This window comes from Paenarthrobacter nitroguajacolicus (genome assembly GCF_031455195.1).
GTDB lineage: Bacteria > Actinomycetota > Actinomycetes > Actinomycetales > Micrococcaceae > Arthrobacter > Arthrobacter nitroguajacolicus_D.
Window position 1 is genome coordinate 701,211 of record NZ_JAVDSH010000001.1, and the last position, 14,605, is coordinate 715,815.

A 14,605-nucleotide genomic window follows, 5' to 3' on the forward strand; every position below is an offset into this window, starting at 1 on the left:
CGGTTACTACGGAACGCTGGGCTGGGCGGCGCCCTAACGGGCTCCACCCTGTGTCAGCTAAGCATTTGCCCAGCACTAAACGCGCCTGTCCGTGACTGCATAGTTTTCTCCTCCCGAGATACGATCCTTGTATGACAACGACGGATTTACGGGAGCAAGGAACCCATATCAAGTATGGAAAAGGCCGCAACGCTCTCATCCGTGCCGTCGTGGATGTGGTTGCAGAGCAGGGGCTGGACGCTCTCAGTTACCGAAAGGTTGCGGAACGGGCCGGGGTCAATAACACCCTTATCCTGCACCATTTTGGAACCAAGGAAGCGCTTCTGGAAGCTGCCACCTCATGGGTAGTGGAGCAGTCACGGAGTTTTGCCGATCAGATTCTAGAGAGCGCCGGTAAGGGGGGATTCGCTAAAGCGTTCACTGACATGGTGGCGGCCGACCCAAATCTGCAGCTCTTCCAGTACTACATGACTCTTGCGGTTCACCGAAGCCCCGAGTTGATGAGAATTTCCGCGGGTCTCTATGGAAGTTACGTGAACGACGTCCAACACTTCCTGGCCCATTTCGGCCATAACGCGGACCGTGCCGCAGCCCGCGCCGTCGCGGCAACGCTGGATGGTCTGGTCCTCCAACAGCTGACGGTGTCCAGCCAGGCAGAAGTCATGAGCTCCATTCAGACCCTGCTCGATGTGCTCGACCGGGGCTAATGCTGGCGAGGACTCATCTCCTAGCCGTTTTGGTCTGCAGGTCATTTCTCAACCGCAATATATGCGGATGCCTAGTGCCCAGGGTAGGAGGTGCATGGCTTCGGTGCCGAAGCCCCATCACCGCCCGATGACGGGCCGAGAGTTCCAAGTTCCGGCGTCCACCTGACCGTCGATGATGCGCGGGCCGCTGACATAGCTCGTTGCACGTACGACCCAAGTAAGACAATGCTCTCGCAACGGGGAACGGCGGCGGTTCTCACGCTCGAGAGAACCGCCGCCGTTTCAGTCATTGCCAACAGCCTTTCGTCGGGAACTTCGTGCTTGGAAAACCTCGAGGGAAACGCCGAGAACGAAACATAAGGGAACTATGGCGAGGAGTACCCCCACGGTCGTTCCTTGGCCCCCTCCAGTCAGCTGACTGAAATTTTCAAAGACCAAGGCCAGTAGTCCCACCAAAAGAATGAGGGCCAAGGAGGGTGCAAGGATTGTTTGCCAAACCCTCCGTTCCTGCCGGTTGCGCCGGAAGTAGACGATGACCGCCAGAGACGTCAGGGAGTAGACCAGCAGCAGTGCGGCCACCGAGACGCCGCCGCCCCAGGAAAACAAGGTGAGTACCGGGTCCAGCCCCAGTATCGCGAACGGTGCCACGAGGAGCAGCGTTACGCTCGATTGAACCAGTGCGGCGGCGGATGGCGCGAGGTGACGGTTTGTCTGAGCCAAGGCCGCGGGAAGGGTGCCGTGCAACGCAAGGGAGTGGAAGTAGCGGTTGACGCTGTTATGCAGTGCCATTACGCCGGCCAGCAGAGACGTCAGTAGGAGAACCTGGCCAACAAGTCCTGCCCACGGTCCTAGTGTGTTCACGAGGGCGTTAAAGACAAAGGAGGTTGAGTCGCCCGATCCGAGAGCCGTCAAAGCCGCACCCTGAACCTCGCTCGCTCCGTAGTAGCTGGTAATCATCCACGTCATGAAGGCGAAGAAGACCGTGATGGCGAAGACTGAGAAATAGGTTGCGCGTGCCACCGTACGACGAGGATCTTTGGCTTCCGTGGAATAAATCGCAGTTGATTCGAAACCATACATTGAAGCGACGGCAAAGACGATGGCTACCCCGGGAGCACCGGCAGCCACCACGTCGGGCGCGAAGCTGCCCATAAAGTTCAGGCCTTCGGGACCTCCCCCGTTACATAGAACTTTGAAGCCGAAAGCTAGAGCAATCATCAACTCCAACCCCACAAGCGCCGCGAGTACGCGCGTACCAAATTCGATATTCCTGGTCCCCATGAAATGAACCAGGGCCACAGTGGCGAGAACGATAAGCCACCAAGGAATCTCAATTCCCAAACTAGCCAGCAAAGTCGAGAACGACGCTCCGTAGAGGCCGTACATGCCTGCCTGAACCGACACATATGTCAACACGGCGAGCGATGCCGCCCCGCCGCCCATTGGGCGTCCCAGGGCAGCCGACACGTAGGCATAAAATCCGCCGTGAGTATCAACCTTGCGGCTCATCGCCACAAAACCGACGGCGAACACCAAGATGATGAGGCCAACCAAAACGTATGCTCCGGGCGCGCCAGCGCCACTGCCGAGACCGAAAGCGAGGGATGTCGCCCCGGCAATCCCCGTCAGCGGAGCTTGTGCGGAAAAGACAAAAAACATGATGCCCAAAACGCCAATCGTGCCGCGGCGGAGGGAGGTTTGCTGCCTTTCGCCGGTCTCAGCGCCCTGCAAGACCGCTTCAGAATTGCTCGTCAACTCTCCGCCTCCCTAGCTGTAGACGAAGAATTCGACTGTAGGCTTCAAAACGGTCCACCGGGTCTTGGCGCCTTGATTGAAGGAAGCCATGGAACCCTCCGTCAGTTCCAACGTTTGACCGCCAAGGACTTCTACGCGCAGGTGGCCGGAGACGATGTATAGCGTCTCGTCCTGGTGAATTTCCAAGTCGGTTGGCTCTGGCGCATCCTCAGGTGTCACCGTCCAGACTCCGCAGGAGAGTTCCCCGCGCTCACCGTCGCCGGGCTTTCGGAGCCACTGGACCTGTCCGGCCTCGAACTGTTCGCTAGATTGGTGGTTCATTTCAGAGTGAAAAACATGTTGAGGCATCAAGATTCCTTCGGGAGATAGGGATGCGAAAGTGGGCGAGATCACGCCCACTAAACTATGCATCCGCATAAGTCTGGTGTCAATAGGATTAAGGGTGCTGACGCATGCCAGACGACTCAGCCGCGGCGAACAAAGGGGTGATTCACCGTATGTCAGCCCCCCCGCGGCCGGTCAGCTGGTATGCAATTGCATAGTTGCATTGGAAGGCCCGCGGAATGGATGCTCCGTTGATGGCGGCGGTCGCGAGATCGGCGGCCTCCGTGTCATCCAAGTACTCGCGTCAGTTAATGCAGCGGCGCCGTCCTGCTCTGGCTTGCATTCGGCGTTGTATCTATGTCCCTCTTCCGTCATGCCTTTCGACTGGTGGCCGGCGCTGATTCTGCCGTTCTTCGCGTTGGCGCTGGGACCGTTCCTTCCCCGCGGGTCTTTCTTCACCGCGGATCTTCCTTCCGGCGAAAGACTAACTATTCATAGCCGCGATGGTCCTCCGCAGCGCGGCGCTCATCATCTTTGGCCTGGGCCTTCAGCACGCAGCCCGAGAGGCAAGTAGTACCTGGCGGAACATCGAGCTATAGGCGCCGGTCTCCTCATTGGTCAGTGGTGCATTGGCCCGGCGTTGTGGACCGGAGTGCCGCTGGATTGTCGCGGGGTCAGGCTGGGTGTGGCACGCCGGATCCGGGGTGCGGTATCCGGGTTGACTATCAAGTCGATAGCGGTGGCCGCAATCTTGTCGGCTACATCGTGGACACTTACGGCATTAGCGTCGTCTTCACCGTGTTCGCAGCAGTTGCCCTCATTGCTGGCCTCGTCACCATCTTCTTCGCCATCGAAACCAAAGGCCGCGTCCTGGAAGAACTCTCACCGTAGCGGCAGCACTTTACAAGACTGAACAAAGCAGCGGCATGGACTTCCCCAAGTCCATGCCGCTGACTTGTACCCCGCGAATATTTGCAGCCTACACAACCCGCCAGTATGGCCACCCGCCCCAGCAGCCCCCACCCCACCGCCATCGAAGGCGGAAAGAAGCCCAGGGCGGGGACTGCTAGAGATACAGTTCCACTACCTTTCTGACGCGGACAGGGCTCTCGCGAAGGGCACCGGAACGATTTTTTGGAGTTCTTCAATGGTGCAGCCGAAGGTTTCGCGGACGTCGGAAACCTGCACGATGGTGTGCTTCGCAGCGGCGGCCATTATTGGTCCGAAATTGCGGGCGGTTTTCCGGTAAACAAGGTTGCCTTTGGCATCGGCCTTTTAGGGCTTTGATCAGGGCAACGTGGGTGCGAAGTGGTGTTTCCAACACTTGGCCGCGACCATCGATGATCCGGGTTTCCTTTTCCTCGGCTAGCAGTGTGCCATAGCCGGTGAGCGTAAAGAAACCACCGATCCCGGCGCCCGCGGTGCGGATCCATTCTACCAAGGTGCCCTGCGGGACCAATTCCAGCTCGATTTCCCCGGCACTTTACTTGGCATCAAAATTCCAGGAGTCGGACTGCCGCGGGAACGAGCAGATCATCTTGCGCACCTTGCCTTCCTTGATCAGGAGCGCAAGGCCCTGATCATCCTGGCAGGCATTGTTGTTCACAATCGTCAGGTCCGTGGCGCCAGTTTCAAGCAGCGCGTCGATTAGTTCGAACGGCTGCCCTGCGTCGCCGAACCCGCCGATCATAACCGTAGCCCCGTCCTTGATGGCCGCAACAGCTGCGCCAACCGAGTCATTGACAATGAGCATCGTCCATACCTTCTTTGGTTTGATTAGCGCCAGGTTCACATCGTGAACGATGGGCTGGGAGCCTGAAGCCAAGCCAGCCATGGCCGGCGAGCACCGCCTCCGACCAGAACACCAAGAGTTCTTTATTCGTATAAGTGTTCGTATCTCGAATATGGCTATTCAGTAGGTATGTGCGAGGAAGATGTCGGGACGAATGAAGTGCTCTCCCGCCGGCCTTTCCGTGTCGCCGGCGGGTCGAACCGGCTCAATGCCCTCCGCTCATTGTTTTCTTCGGAGGATGAGTTCGCCGCACCGCGGCAGCCGCGGACACGTTAAGGTCAGCCAAGGAGCCCTTGATGTGCACCGAGTTCCTCGCGTAGGGCACTCTCGGCTCGGTGTCATATCTGGATTGGCCGCGAAGGTTTTGACGTCCGGGTGCAAGGGCGCTGGAGATTGTTGTCGTGGCGCAAGCGCAGGGAGAGGAAGGGCACGGCCTTTTGATGAGCCGTTCGCGAGCAGGCTGAATGGGATCGGCTCGTGCTGAGTCATGGCATCATGGCCAACAGGATCAATCTGGCATGTGCGCCTGGTCGGGGCGGCATGGTCTTCTCTTTCGCTCTGCCTGTACCGCGGGTCGTGGCATTGAATGGCACCTGCCGGATGATGGGTGGGAGCCGAAGGCCCTCGACGCTGTATTTCATCGGCAAGGGTCTATGAATCCGCCGATTCAGACCGCCACGCGATGAAGCAGGATGTCGCGAGTCAATGCGCCAAGACTCGACGCACCGGTCTTCGACTTGATCCGTGCGCGATGGACGTCGACCGTCTTGACGCTGGCGCCTAGAATCTGGGCGATGCGCTGGCTCGGCAGGCCATTTACGGCGAGCCTGAGAACCTCGCGCTCACGCGGGGTCAAGTCGGACACTCGCTCCGCTACTTCTCGACGAGCCTCATGCTCCACAAAGCGGTTCGCTGAGGATGCCAAATGCCGTTGGAGCAGCTCGAGCATCCGATGCGGGTCGTACGGTTTCTCAAGAAAATCCACGGCACCATGGCGCATCGCACGGACCGAGGTTGGAATGTCTCCATGCGCTGAGCAGAAGACCACCGGCGCAGGATAGCCGATCGACATAAGTTGGTCCTGAAGCTGAAAACCGCTGAGCCCTGGCATTCTTATGTCGACAACGACGACGGCGGGCTCTTTCGGGTCAAACTCCTCCAGAAATGCAGTCGCCGTGGGATAGACGAGAGCCTCGATCCCCACGCTCTGCAACAAAAACGCGAGCGAATCTCGCAATGCGTCGTCGTCGTCGATGATGTGCACGAGCGGAACGGCGCCGACGCCCGCTGAGGGAGAGTCTGGAATAGACAGGGGACTCATCTCGCACCGCCTTCTTGCTGCCGTCGGCGCGATCAGCGCCCGAGGTCAGGATTCCACGGAATGCAGGGACTTGTCAATTGGATAGTTCTTGCCATCTGGCCCGTCGGTCTGCCGTGTTGCGAGGACCTCGCGCAGGGTGTTAAGCAAACGCTGCGTTCTTTCCTGGCTGCCGAAGACGGCTTGATGAAAAACGATGCCGTCGATGGCAACGAAGGCGAGCTCGGTCAACTCGGGGTCATCGATACCGAACTTCTCCAGAGAAGACGCGACGGCGGCTCGATAAGTCGCGTACACACGCTCGATAACGGAGAGAAGTTCCGGTCTCCGCCGGGATTCCAGGGCGAGTTCGTACTGAAACAGCTGCTGCGCAGGATTCTCGGCTACGGCGGCGCCGAGCGCGGCTGCGAACTCAGAAATGTCCCGAGCATCATCCGCTTGGCTGAGTGTCTCGCTGATGCTCTGACGGGCGGAATACTCTAGAGCCGCCTCCACGAGGTTTGCCCAGTCGCCGAAGTGATAGCGAACGGAACCATGAGTCACGCCGGCTGCTGCGGCAACGGATCGATATGTAAGACCGCGCAATCCTTGGTCGGCGACGATCTGGATCGCAGAGGCGAGGAGCGCCTGGCGGCCGTCGCCATACGGGACTTCTCGCATCGGAGTGTCCTTTCGTGTCGTGAATCAAAACGGATGCCGGTTCGACCCCGTGCGGATCGTCACCGAGGAGATGGTTGGGAGAAGGCGACAAATCCAACAGAATCGAGCGCATTTTGAAACAACAATCTCTTTGGCAAAATCTTCCCATAACGATGGACCCCTTCTCGAACGGGTCCAGACCCGGCGCGTACCTCCCATTCTCTGATCCATGTGTTCAACGGAGCCAAGTACCAGCGGCGTTTGACCTCAGCTGGATACCAGTTCTTTCGCCGCCTGGACAGCGAAGGGGGTCGCAACCTCATCAAAGTCATCGTCGAAGAGGTCCGCGTAGGGGTCGTGTGTCATCGCCGTCGACGCGTACGCGGGCATCCTCCGGAGGGACTTCCCCTTGGCGTGGAGCCAGGCCGCAGGATGTCTGAGGTCGTGGAGCGTCGCTCGCGGGAATGTGTCGTCCCTCGTCAAGCAGCGCGTTACGGCAGCGTTGGAGGCCGGGGTGCGAGTTGCCAGCGCGAAGAAAATCCACCGTCAGCGTCCGTAAAAACGGGTTCTCGCGCGCCTCCATCGCAGCACGGTTCGGGCGCTGCCGGTAGGAGTGGTCGCACAGAATATCAGCCCGGGTGGCCTTCCTGTCGATCCTCACCGGCATCATTGTCGCCGTCGGGTCCAAATTACCTACAACTATCCACTTGACAAGATCCATTTGTGGGGCTTTAGTCGTAGCTACAGCAGTCCAAGCCAGCGGTTGGATGTTATCCCCAATCGAAACGCCGCTACTGCCTTGGCCGCAGACCTGCGACAGCCGACGGTGCCACCGTCATTACTGTGCGGGCGACCGAGCGCCAAAACTCCCCCACCAACGCAACAACTCGATGACGAGAATGTGAGCCACAGATGTCCCAGACTCAACTACCCGAGATAGATACCAAGAATGTCGCGCGACACAAAGGGGATTTCATTTCCCGCGGAAGGGCAGCGCTGCTGATCCTCCTAGTAGGCCTGGGGAGCGGTCTCGCGATCGGAGCTTCCGTTGCGCTCTCCCCGCTGCTCAACAGCCTAATGGGTCAGTACAACGCGAGTTTGGCGGAAGTTTCGTGGACTCTCACCATCGCGTCAATCGCAGGGGCGGTCGCGGCCGTCATTCTGCCTCGACTTTCAGACAGCAGCGGCGACAAGCGCATGTTGCTCGTTGGAGCCCTGGCTCTGGTGGTAGGCGCGCTCTTGTGCGCAATCATCGATAACCTCTTCGGCTTGATCGTGGGACAAGCACTCATCGGGTTCGGAGGAATTTCCTCGTTCATCGGAGTGACGATGGTTCGTCGGCAGTTGAAGAGCACATACGCTGCACCCGCAGTTGCCGCTCTCACTGTCGGAAGCGGCGTGGGCTTGGCTGTTGGATACGTTATCGGTGGACTCGCGCTCGAAGTGCTGACACTTCAGCAGTTCTTCTGGGCCAACGCCGGTGTCTTCGCGCTCTTCCTGATCGCACTGGTTGTCTTCGTCCCGAAGGACCACCACGAAGACGTTGATCCCTTAGTGCGCGCCGGCTCGTTGGGAACCATCTTGCTGAGCACCGCGGTTGTACTTTTGCTCTTGGCGTTCGCCCAGGGCCCTGCATGGGGATGGACTGATTGGCGTATCCTCCTCATCGCTGCCGCAGCAGTCGTAGTCGCGATCGTCTGGGTTGCGCACGAACGAAAGACAACGATGCCGGTTTTCGACCGCGAGCTGATCAAGAATCCGGCAGTGCGCGGTGTCGTCGCGGGGTTGTTCCTCATCAACGCCGTCTTCTTCATCTGGCTGGTTCTGGCGCCTACATTCCTGCAGATGCCTCCTGAACTCGGCGGATACGGTTTGGGCCTCTCTCCTTTGCAGGCGGGACTGGCGATGTTGCCGGAAGCGGCAGCTCACGTCATCGGTGTCACCCTTGCAGCAAACGGACTCAAAAGAGGTCGGGGTGTCCTGGGCACGGGGATTGGCGCGTTGGCTGCAGCAGCGGGGCTCGCATGGTTGGCTTTCTTCCAAGGCGGAATGCTTGAGGTGATCATCGGTTTCGTGATCTTCGGCTTCGGCTTCGGAACGTTCGGGACCTCCGCAATCGGCGTCCTTCAGCTTGCAGTCCCGGAGTCCCGGGCCGGCATGGCTATGAGCCTCACGGCCGTCACCACGAGCCTGGGGGCAGGCTTCGGAGCGCCGGTCGCGGCAGTCGTGCTCGCATCGTTCAGCTTGCCCGATGGTCCTCCCAGCGTGGACGGCTTCCTTCCTGCGTACCTAGTGGCCGCTGGGCTCGCTATCATCGCCGGGGTCGTTGCTCTCGATGCCTACCGTCGGACCCGTACCTAACCGACATCCACCCTTACGATGCACGTATGCACCACCCGTTCCTGCCCTTATGCGTGAGAACGCAAGCCTCTACGAAAGGAGGTCCCAGAAAATGAAGATGGGCCTCGCTATAATCCCCCAAGCTCCTGTGGAACAGTGCCTGGAGTGGGCTCGCAAAGCGGACACCTATGGTTTCGACTCGCTCGCCTATACCGACGACATGATGTTCAAACCTGGCTATCCCGTAGCCATGTTGGCGGCGAAGGAGACAACGCGTATCGAACTCGGGATCACACTGAGCAATCCCCATACCAGCCATCCGGCGATCCTGGCATCCAACGCCGCAGTACTCGATGAGGTCTCGGGGGGCCGTGCCTTCTTCGGCATTGGTCGAGGCCACATTCAAGAATTCAAGCGAATGCTGGGTTTGGATCCCAAGAGGTCCCTTCAGGCTGTTGCAGAGTCAATTCAATTTGCCAAGCGGCTCTGGCGAAATGACGAGACCCCATTTAACGGGGAAATTTTCACCGGGACGGAAGCCGCGATGCTGGCGTGGACGCCCGTGCGGCCCGAAATCCCAGTCCTGATTGGCGGCTGGGGCCCGGCTATGGCCCGTGTCGCCGGGGCCCACGCGGACCGCCTTCTCAGCTGGGGCTTGTGGCATTCGGGGTACGCGACTGAACTGCGGCGCCAGATTTCCAGCGGAGCAGAGTCCGTCGACCGGAAAACGGAGGCAGCACAACTTGAAATGGAGCCCATCTTCGCCATCTCGGAAGACGCCGACGAGGCGAAAGCCACAGCTCGCGCCATGCTTGCCGTCTCAATGAAGCTGCTATCTCCCATGAGTGACTTCGTGGTGGAGGTCGACCTTCTCAACCGCATCAACGCGCACATTGCGCTTGGCGAGTTTGAGTCAGCGGGCGAGCTGATCTCGGACGACATTCTCAACAGCTTCACCCTCTACGGAACGCCACATCAGGTGATCGAGAAGATCGAAGCCATGGCTGACGAAGCCAACCTCACGCACTTGTCTTTCGGGATGCCATTCCACCAAGCTGAGATCGATTCCTACATCAACCTGCTAGGGGAGAAGGTGCTTCCGCATTTCCTAGCGATGCGCTGACGTTGAGTCAACACCTCGGTTCGACTCGAACCGAGGTCAGCGAAGACCTCCAGGTGCCTGTGGGTACAGCCTAGCCAACTGCTCCACGGAGGTCTTCGCAACTGTTGGCTTTTGGGTGCAGACTGAAGTCCTCCAAGTCGCCAGCCGTAACTGGATCCATGAGGAGGTTGCGCAACTCAAATCCCAGGGTAAGCACTGGACAGGATCGAAGCAGCGTGACACCTACCCATTCCTGCCGCAGACAAACCTCAGCCCAGCAAGAGCTTCCACGGGACCTGGGGCAGGGCGTGCAGCCGTCGCGTCTGGTGAGATGGGCGCCGGGCGCGTCCCAAGAGGCTGCCGGTGTTGGTTGCGATGACGGCGTCGCACTGATCCACGATGCAGGCTGGGGTGGGTAGGTACCGGAGGAAGGGTTCGAACCCTTCCTGTATCTGCCTGAGGAGCACGTCGAGGCCGATGACACCCACTCTCGTGCCATGGCTCAGGACCGGCTTGCTGAACGTGATGACGTTCTCGTCGGTGCCGCTGGCATCGATGTAGGCATAGCTCATCCTGACCGTATCGTCGGCGTCGTCGGCGGGCCACCAAGGGGCGGTGGAGAGGTCGTAGAATTCGATGTCCGGGTCCAGATGCCGGGGCTCTTCGACGCCGTCCGGCATATAGCACCATTCGGCCATGGGGGGTCTGGAGGCGGATGGTTCGCAGACGAATCCCATTCCGTAGACCTCGGGCGCGAACTTCAGCAGGGCCCGGCGGGCTGCGGTATAGACCTCGGGCATCCTGTCCCTTTTGGGGAGAGTGCCGCGGCCGAGCTCAGCGTGGACGGCCTGCTCAATGGCGTGGATCGCGGCGGAAGCTGTCGAGTGAAGCCTGAGGGCAAAGTCTTCGATGGCCGAGATCGCGGTTTCCGCGTCGGAGTCTGAGGGGGACCCCGTGGGAGGCGAGTCCATGGACATCCGCTGGTCGATGAGGAGATCCATGTCCTGGCGCACATGCGCCTCGGCAAGGGCGCGGGCTGTGGCTCCGTCGCCGACACGGATGGCCTCGACGATCACGGCGTGCTCCGCGGCTGCCCGGGCTCCATGGCCCGGTGCCGCCGCCCAGAGGAGGGGCGCCATCTCGGCCTGCATGGCCATCTCCTGTCTGGTGAGACGCACGGACCCCGCCATCGCGACGAGTTCGATGTGGAATCTGCTGTCCTCCCGGACTCGCCCGGCCGGCTGTGCCGCCGCCTGCACGCGGGTAGCCATCGCGGCCAGACGCCCCACGGCAATCTGCTGGGACCGATCGGCTGCGGCTGATGCGGCGGTGCCGGCGAGGAAAGCTCGGCATTCACGGATGTCGCACAAGTCTGCGAGCGTATAGGCCCCGAGCGTCTCGCGCTGGACCCTGCGATCATCGCCAGTATCCATCTTCACGTAGCTTCCGCCCCGCTTGCCGCGCCGTGTCTCGATCAGACCCTGCTGCCGAAGATTGGCCAGAGCAGCGCGAAGGGTCAAGGGTGCAACGCCCATCCTGGCTGCCAAATCAGCTTCACTGGGCAGCTGGGAGCCGTCTTCGAGGACTCCGAGCTCAATCGCTTGACGGAGCCGCCTCCCTATCTCTTCGCCTCGTTCGACGCTCCCCAGCGGCGCGAACGCGAGCTGCTCTCTCCAGCTGGCCATGGCCCTACCCCTCTCCACTTCACTCCAAGACATACATCAGTGAAGGTCTTTATACATTCAACCATGAATGTCTATTGACATTCACTATTGAAGGTATAAAGTCAAACATATCAACAAGGCGGACGTGGGGGCCGCTGAGCGTCGGATCGTTTGGATCGGGATCACGATGGACACCACCGATGTAGTGCTCGCTTGGCAGCACGCAGGCAACCTCATACCCCTCGAGCGCCTCGGCAGATACGCCCAGGCTCTGACAGCCAGCCACCGTATAGAGGCATACCGCACCCTCAGCGACGCGCAGGAGGATGGGGCCATTCTGGCCCTCTACCGCGTGGACCGACCTCATGCTACGATCGCCGACCTGCACCAAATCGCGCCTCTCGCCCTCTCCAGCTACTATCAGATGCTCCATGACCTCGCCCGCGAGGGCCTGGGACCATTTCAGACGGGACTGCAGCGATGAAGAGCAGAGAGGCCGTCGCTGCCCGGCGCCTCGCTCACCACGACTGGCTCGGCGAACCCGCTGTCCTCTCCTCCCCGGAACTGGCGGAGGTTATCGCGTCCCACGAGGCACCACTCCGCGAGGGCGCTGCCTCGAACATCCCGTACGACATCGACCACGCAAGCTGAAGCCCTGAGCCTCGCTGCGCGGTCAGCATTGAGGATCCCTGAACCAACAGCTAAGCGTCCAGACGCCCGGCAACGCCACCACCCCAAATTCGGTGGTTCTGGGTGAGCGCCGGCTTCGGCGACAGAACGAGCCATAAAGAAAGAGGCAGACAGTGAGAATCATGACACAGAACTTCGCGGTGACGCTGGAGATCAAAAGCCGCGCAGACCTCGAGGACGAGCTCGACCGTCTCGTCGACGACGCCATCCAACACGCACTCTACAACCCCGGGCGCGGCATCCTCGTGACACGAAGCGGTCCAGGCTCCTTCACTATCGAATTGTCTGACGAGGTCCCGCAGGGCGCGATCACCGAGCGCGACCTCGCCTCCCGCTGAGGCCACTCTCTAGCAGCAAGGTGCCTCAAGCTCCTGCTTTACGAAACCAGTATTCTCGGTCAGTTGAGCAGGGCGAGTCGAGACAATGCGGAGGACTCGTTTGAACCAAGCGAGATTCTGACAACGTGACGGGCGAAGTGGCCTACCCGGAGCGGTCCAACCTCGGGGTCGAGGTGTAAACCGCCGCGGAAGAAAAGTAGGCCTAAGTCTCTGAGCGGCCCGGCGATCAAGCGCTCGAATTTCTGCTCAGCTAATAGGCGGCCAGGGTGTCGATCTTAAGCCACTTCTGAACTCTTGCAAGTCTTCTCAGATTGGCTTGTACAGAGCACTCGCCGGGGTAGATGTCGAGGCTCTTTCTTTCCCTATATGCGGGAGCGATTCTCGCAAACTCGATCAGGTCTACGAGTTCTGAGTCGCTTCCGACGTCATGACCAGCAGCCGCGTCGGCGACGTGTCCAACGAGTCCGTCCAGCAGGCACTTGCGGCTCTCAAAGCGTCGTGGCGACCGTGACCAACAGAACATCCTGCGCGAGTTTAGGCCCCAACCGGGAGTGGCCGCTTTGGTGCTCACTCTGCCGAAGCGGTTCTGGGCCACCTTGACTTGAGCAGGTGAGTCTACCCATCCCCTTCGCCGGACGGCTCGAGCCCGACCTAATAACGAGCCGGCACTGTCTGGATCAGCGTCCAACCCCCTAGTTGACACGCATCCCCCTCGGGGAAGCCAAGAAGTGCGGCTACGGCCTCGAATCCAGCCCGAAGGCCTCAAGCACACCGACCAATCACAGATCATAGACGGCTGACTGAAACTGGCGTCAGGAACATTCGGGCACACGGATGCGGCGTAACAGCATTGGGGCTCGACCCGTTGCTGTTTATAGCGCGTTAAGCCGCGCCTCAAATAGGGAATTTCCTTATTGAACGCAGGCTTCCTTCCCAATTCGTAGAGGAAGACCCGATTGGAAGGCTGCAAATGCAGGAATAGCGTGATTCACATTACTGAGCGAAATCATTTGCTAGAAATGAGGGGTCATTATGAGTGTTGAATCCAGCGTGGCATCAGAGTCGGCCGGCACCGCAGCCGAGGCCGGGGCAGAAGCGACCGCCCGTTTCCGGGCTAACAAGACGATCGGCGCGGCCTCGAGCCAGGAACGTGTGGCCCGGCTCGCGGGCCGCGTGATCAAGGCCATCAACGATGCCGTCTTCGAAGAGCAGGTCACCTATGACGAGTACAACGCCCTCAAATCGTGGCTTATCAGGGTCGGCGAAGACGGCGAATGGCCGTTATTCCTCGACGTCTGGGTCGAGCACTCGGTTGAGGAAGTCGCGAACTCCAGCCGTCACGGCTCGAAGGGCACGATCGAAGGACCCTACTACGTGCCGAACTCGCCAGCCCGAAACACCCCCGCCAGCCTTCCCATGCGGGAGAGCGAGCCCGGTACGCCGCTTCTGTTCCAAGGTCAGATCACGGGACTGTCCGGCGCGCCGATTCAGGACGCGAAAGTCGAGATCTGGCACGCCGACGATCTGGGCTTCTACTCTCAATTCGCACCCGGCCTGCCGGAGTGGAACCTGCGCGGAACGGTCCTAGCCGACGCCGAGGGCCGCTTCCAGATCAACACGGTCCAGCCAGCCCCGTACCAGATTCCCACGGACGGGGCTTGCGGGCAGCTGATCGCCGCTGCCGGCTGGCACGCGTGGCGCCCGGCCCACATCCATCTGAAGGTCTCCGCCCCGGGCTATCAGATGATCACCTCCCAGCTGTACTTCCCCGGGGACCCGCACAACACCGATGACATCGCCTCCGCCGTTAAGCCCGAACTCATGCTCGATGTGCGTGAGCAGGAGGACGGCCAGAGCCGTGTCACGACTTACGACTTCCGCCTCGACCCCGAAGACTGATCGAACCGGCGGGGCTCCCGCGACTGGTCTGCCGAGC

At 60.2% G+C, this 14,605-nt stretch carries 13 protein-coding genes and 1 pseudogene; 8 read left to right on the plus strand and 6 right to left on the minus strand.

The genetic code is table 11. The features are described 5' to 3' along the window. Positions 1-131 precede the first annotated feature (131 nt). Positions 132-707, plus strand: a complete 576-nt coding sequence (locus J2Y68_RS03245) for a TetR/AcrR family transcriptional regulator (protein ID WP_309989614.1) — start codon at positions 132-134, stop codon at positions 705-707. A gap of 282 nt (positions 708-989) precedes the next feature. On the opposite strand, the gene J2Y68_RS03250 is transcribed toward J2Y68_RS03245, so the two are convergent. Both J2Y68_RS03250 and J2Y68_RS03255 read right to left on the minus strand, forming a co-directional pair. Further along, a complete protein-coding gene (locus J2Y68_RS03250) occupies positions 990-2,462 on the minus strand; it encodes an APC family permease (protein ID WP_309989617.1) in 1,473 nt (490 codons plus the stop codon). Positions 2,463-2,474: 12 nt separating this feature from the next. Further along, positions 2,475-2,783, minus strand: coding sequence for a cupin domain-containing protein (locus tag J2Y68_RS03255; RefSeq protein ID WP_309989619.1), 309 nt, complete (start codon positions 2,781-2,783; stop codon positions 2,475-2,477). Positions 2,784-3,407: 624 nt separating this feature from the next. On the opposite strand from J2Y68_RS03255, the gene J2Y68_RS03260 reads away from it, so the two are divergent. Then, a complete protein-coding gene (locus J2Y68_RS03260) occupies positions 3,408-3,677 on the plus strand; it encodes an MFS transporter (RefSeq protein ID WP_309989622.1) in 270 nt (89 codons plus the stop codon). 192 nt (positions 3,678-3,869) lie between these two features. On the opposite strand, the pseudogene J2Y68_RS03265 reads toward J2Y68_RS03260, so the two are convergent. The 3 genes and pseudogenes from J2Y68_RS03265 to J2Y68_RS03275 form a co-directional block, all read right to left on the minus strand. After that, positions 3,870-4,539: pseudogene (locus J2Y68_RS03265) on the minus strand (3-oxoacid CoA-transferase subunit A). Positions 4,540-5,245: 706 nt separating this feature from the next. Then, positions 5,246-5,899, minus strand: a complete 654-nt coding sequence (locus J2Y68_RS03270; RefSeq protein ID WP_309989625.1) for a response regulator transcription factor — start codon at positions 5,897-5,899, stop codon at positions 5,246-5,248. A 45-nt stretch (positions 5,900-5,944) separates the two neighbouring features. Next, positions 5,945-6,556, minus strand: coding sequence for a TetR/AcrR family transcriptional regulator (locus tag J2Y68_RS03275; protein WP_309989626.1), 612 nt, complete (start codon positions 6,554-6,556; stop codon positions 5,945-5,947). An 891-nt stretch (positions 6,557-7,447) separates the two neighbouring features. On the opposite strand from J2Y68_RS03275, the gene J2Y68_RS03280 reads away from it, so the two are divergent. Further along, entirely contained in the window at positions 7,448-8,896 is a 1,449-nt protein-coding gene (locus J2Y68_RS03280; RefSeq protein WP_309989628.1) for an MFS transporter, read from the plus strand. Between the two features lie 91 nt (positions 8,897-8,987). Continuing rightward, the gene (locus tag J2Y68_RS03285; protein WP_309989629.1) at positions 8,988-9,998 is read left to right on the plus strand and encodes an LLM class flavin-dependent oxidoreductase; all 1,011 of its coding nucleotides are present in this window, start codon (positions 8,988-8,990) and stop codon (positions 9,996-9,998) included. A gap of 248 nt (positions 9,999-10,246) precedes the next feature. Here J2Y68_RS03285 and J2Y68_RS03290 read toward each other — a convergent pair whose 3' ends face one another. Continuing rightward, complete coding sequence (locus J2Y68_RS03290; RefSeq protein ID WP_309989631.1) at positions 10,247-11,662, minus strand: GntR family transcriptional regulator; 1,416 nt, start codon at positions 11,660-11,662, stop codon at positions 10,247-10,249. A gap of 124 nt (positions 11,663-11,786) precedes the next feature. On the opposite strand from J2Y68_RS03290, the gene J2Y68_RS03295 reads away from it, so the two are divergent. From J2Y68_RS03295 to catA, 4 genes are all read left to right on the plus strand, one after another. Continuing rightward, positions 11,787-12,125: a hypothetical protein gene (locus J2Y68_RS03295; RefSeq protein ID WP_309989633.1), complete on the plus strand. Its 339-nt coding sequence runs from the start codon at positions 11,787-11,789 to the stop codon at positions 12,123-12,125. Beyond that, positions 12,122-12,292, plus strand: coding sequence for a hypothetical protein (locus tag J2Y68_RS03300; RefSeq protein ID WP_309989636.1), 171 nt, complete (start codon positions 12,122-12,124; stop codon positions 12,290-12,292). The genes J2Y68_RS03295 and J2Y68_RS03300 overlap by 4 nt, the downstream gene beginning before the upstream one ends. Before the next feature lie 161 nt (positions 12,293-12,453). After that, positions 12,454-12,669: a hypothetical protein gene (locus J2Y68_RS03305; RefSeq protein WP_309989638.1), complete on the plus strand. Its 216-nt coding sequence runs from the start codon at positions 12,454-12,456 to the stop codon at positions 12,667-12,669. Positions 12,670-13,701: 1,032 nt separating this feature from the next. Beyond that, positions 13,702-14,568, plus strand: a complete 867-nt coding sequence (catA, locus tag J2Y68_RS03310; protein ID WP_309989640.1) for a catechol 1,2-dioxygenase — start codon at positions 13,702-13,704, stop codon at positions 14,566-14,568. Positions 14,569-14,605: the final 37 nt, after the last annotated feature.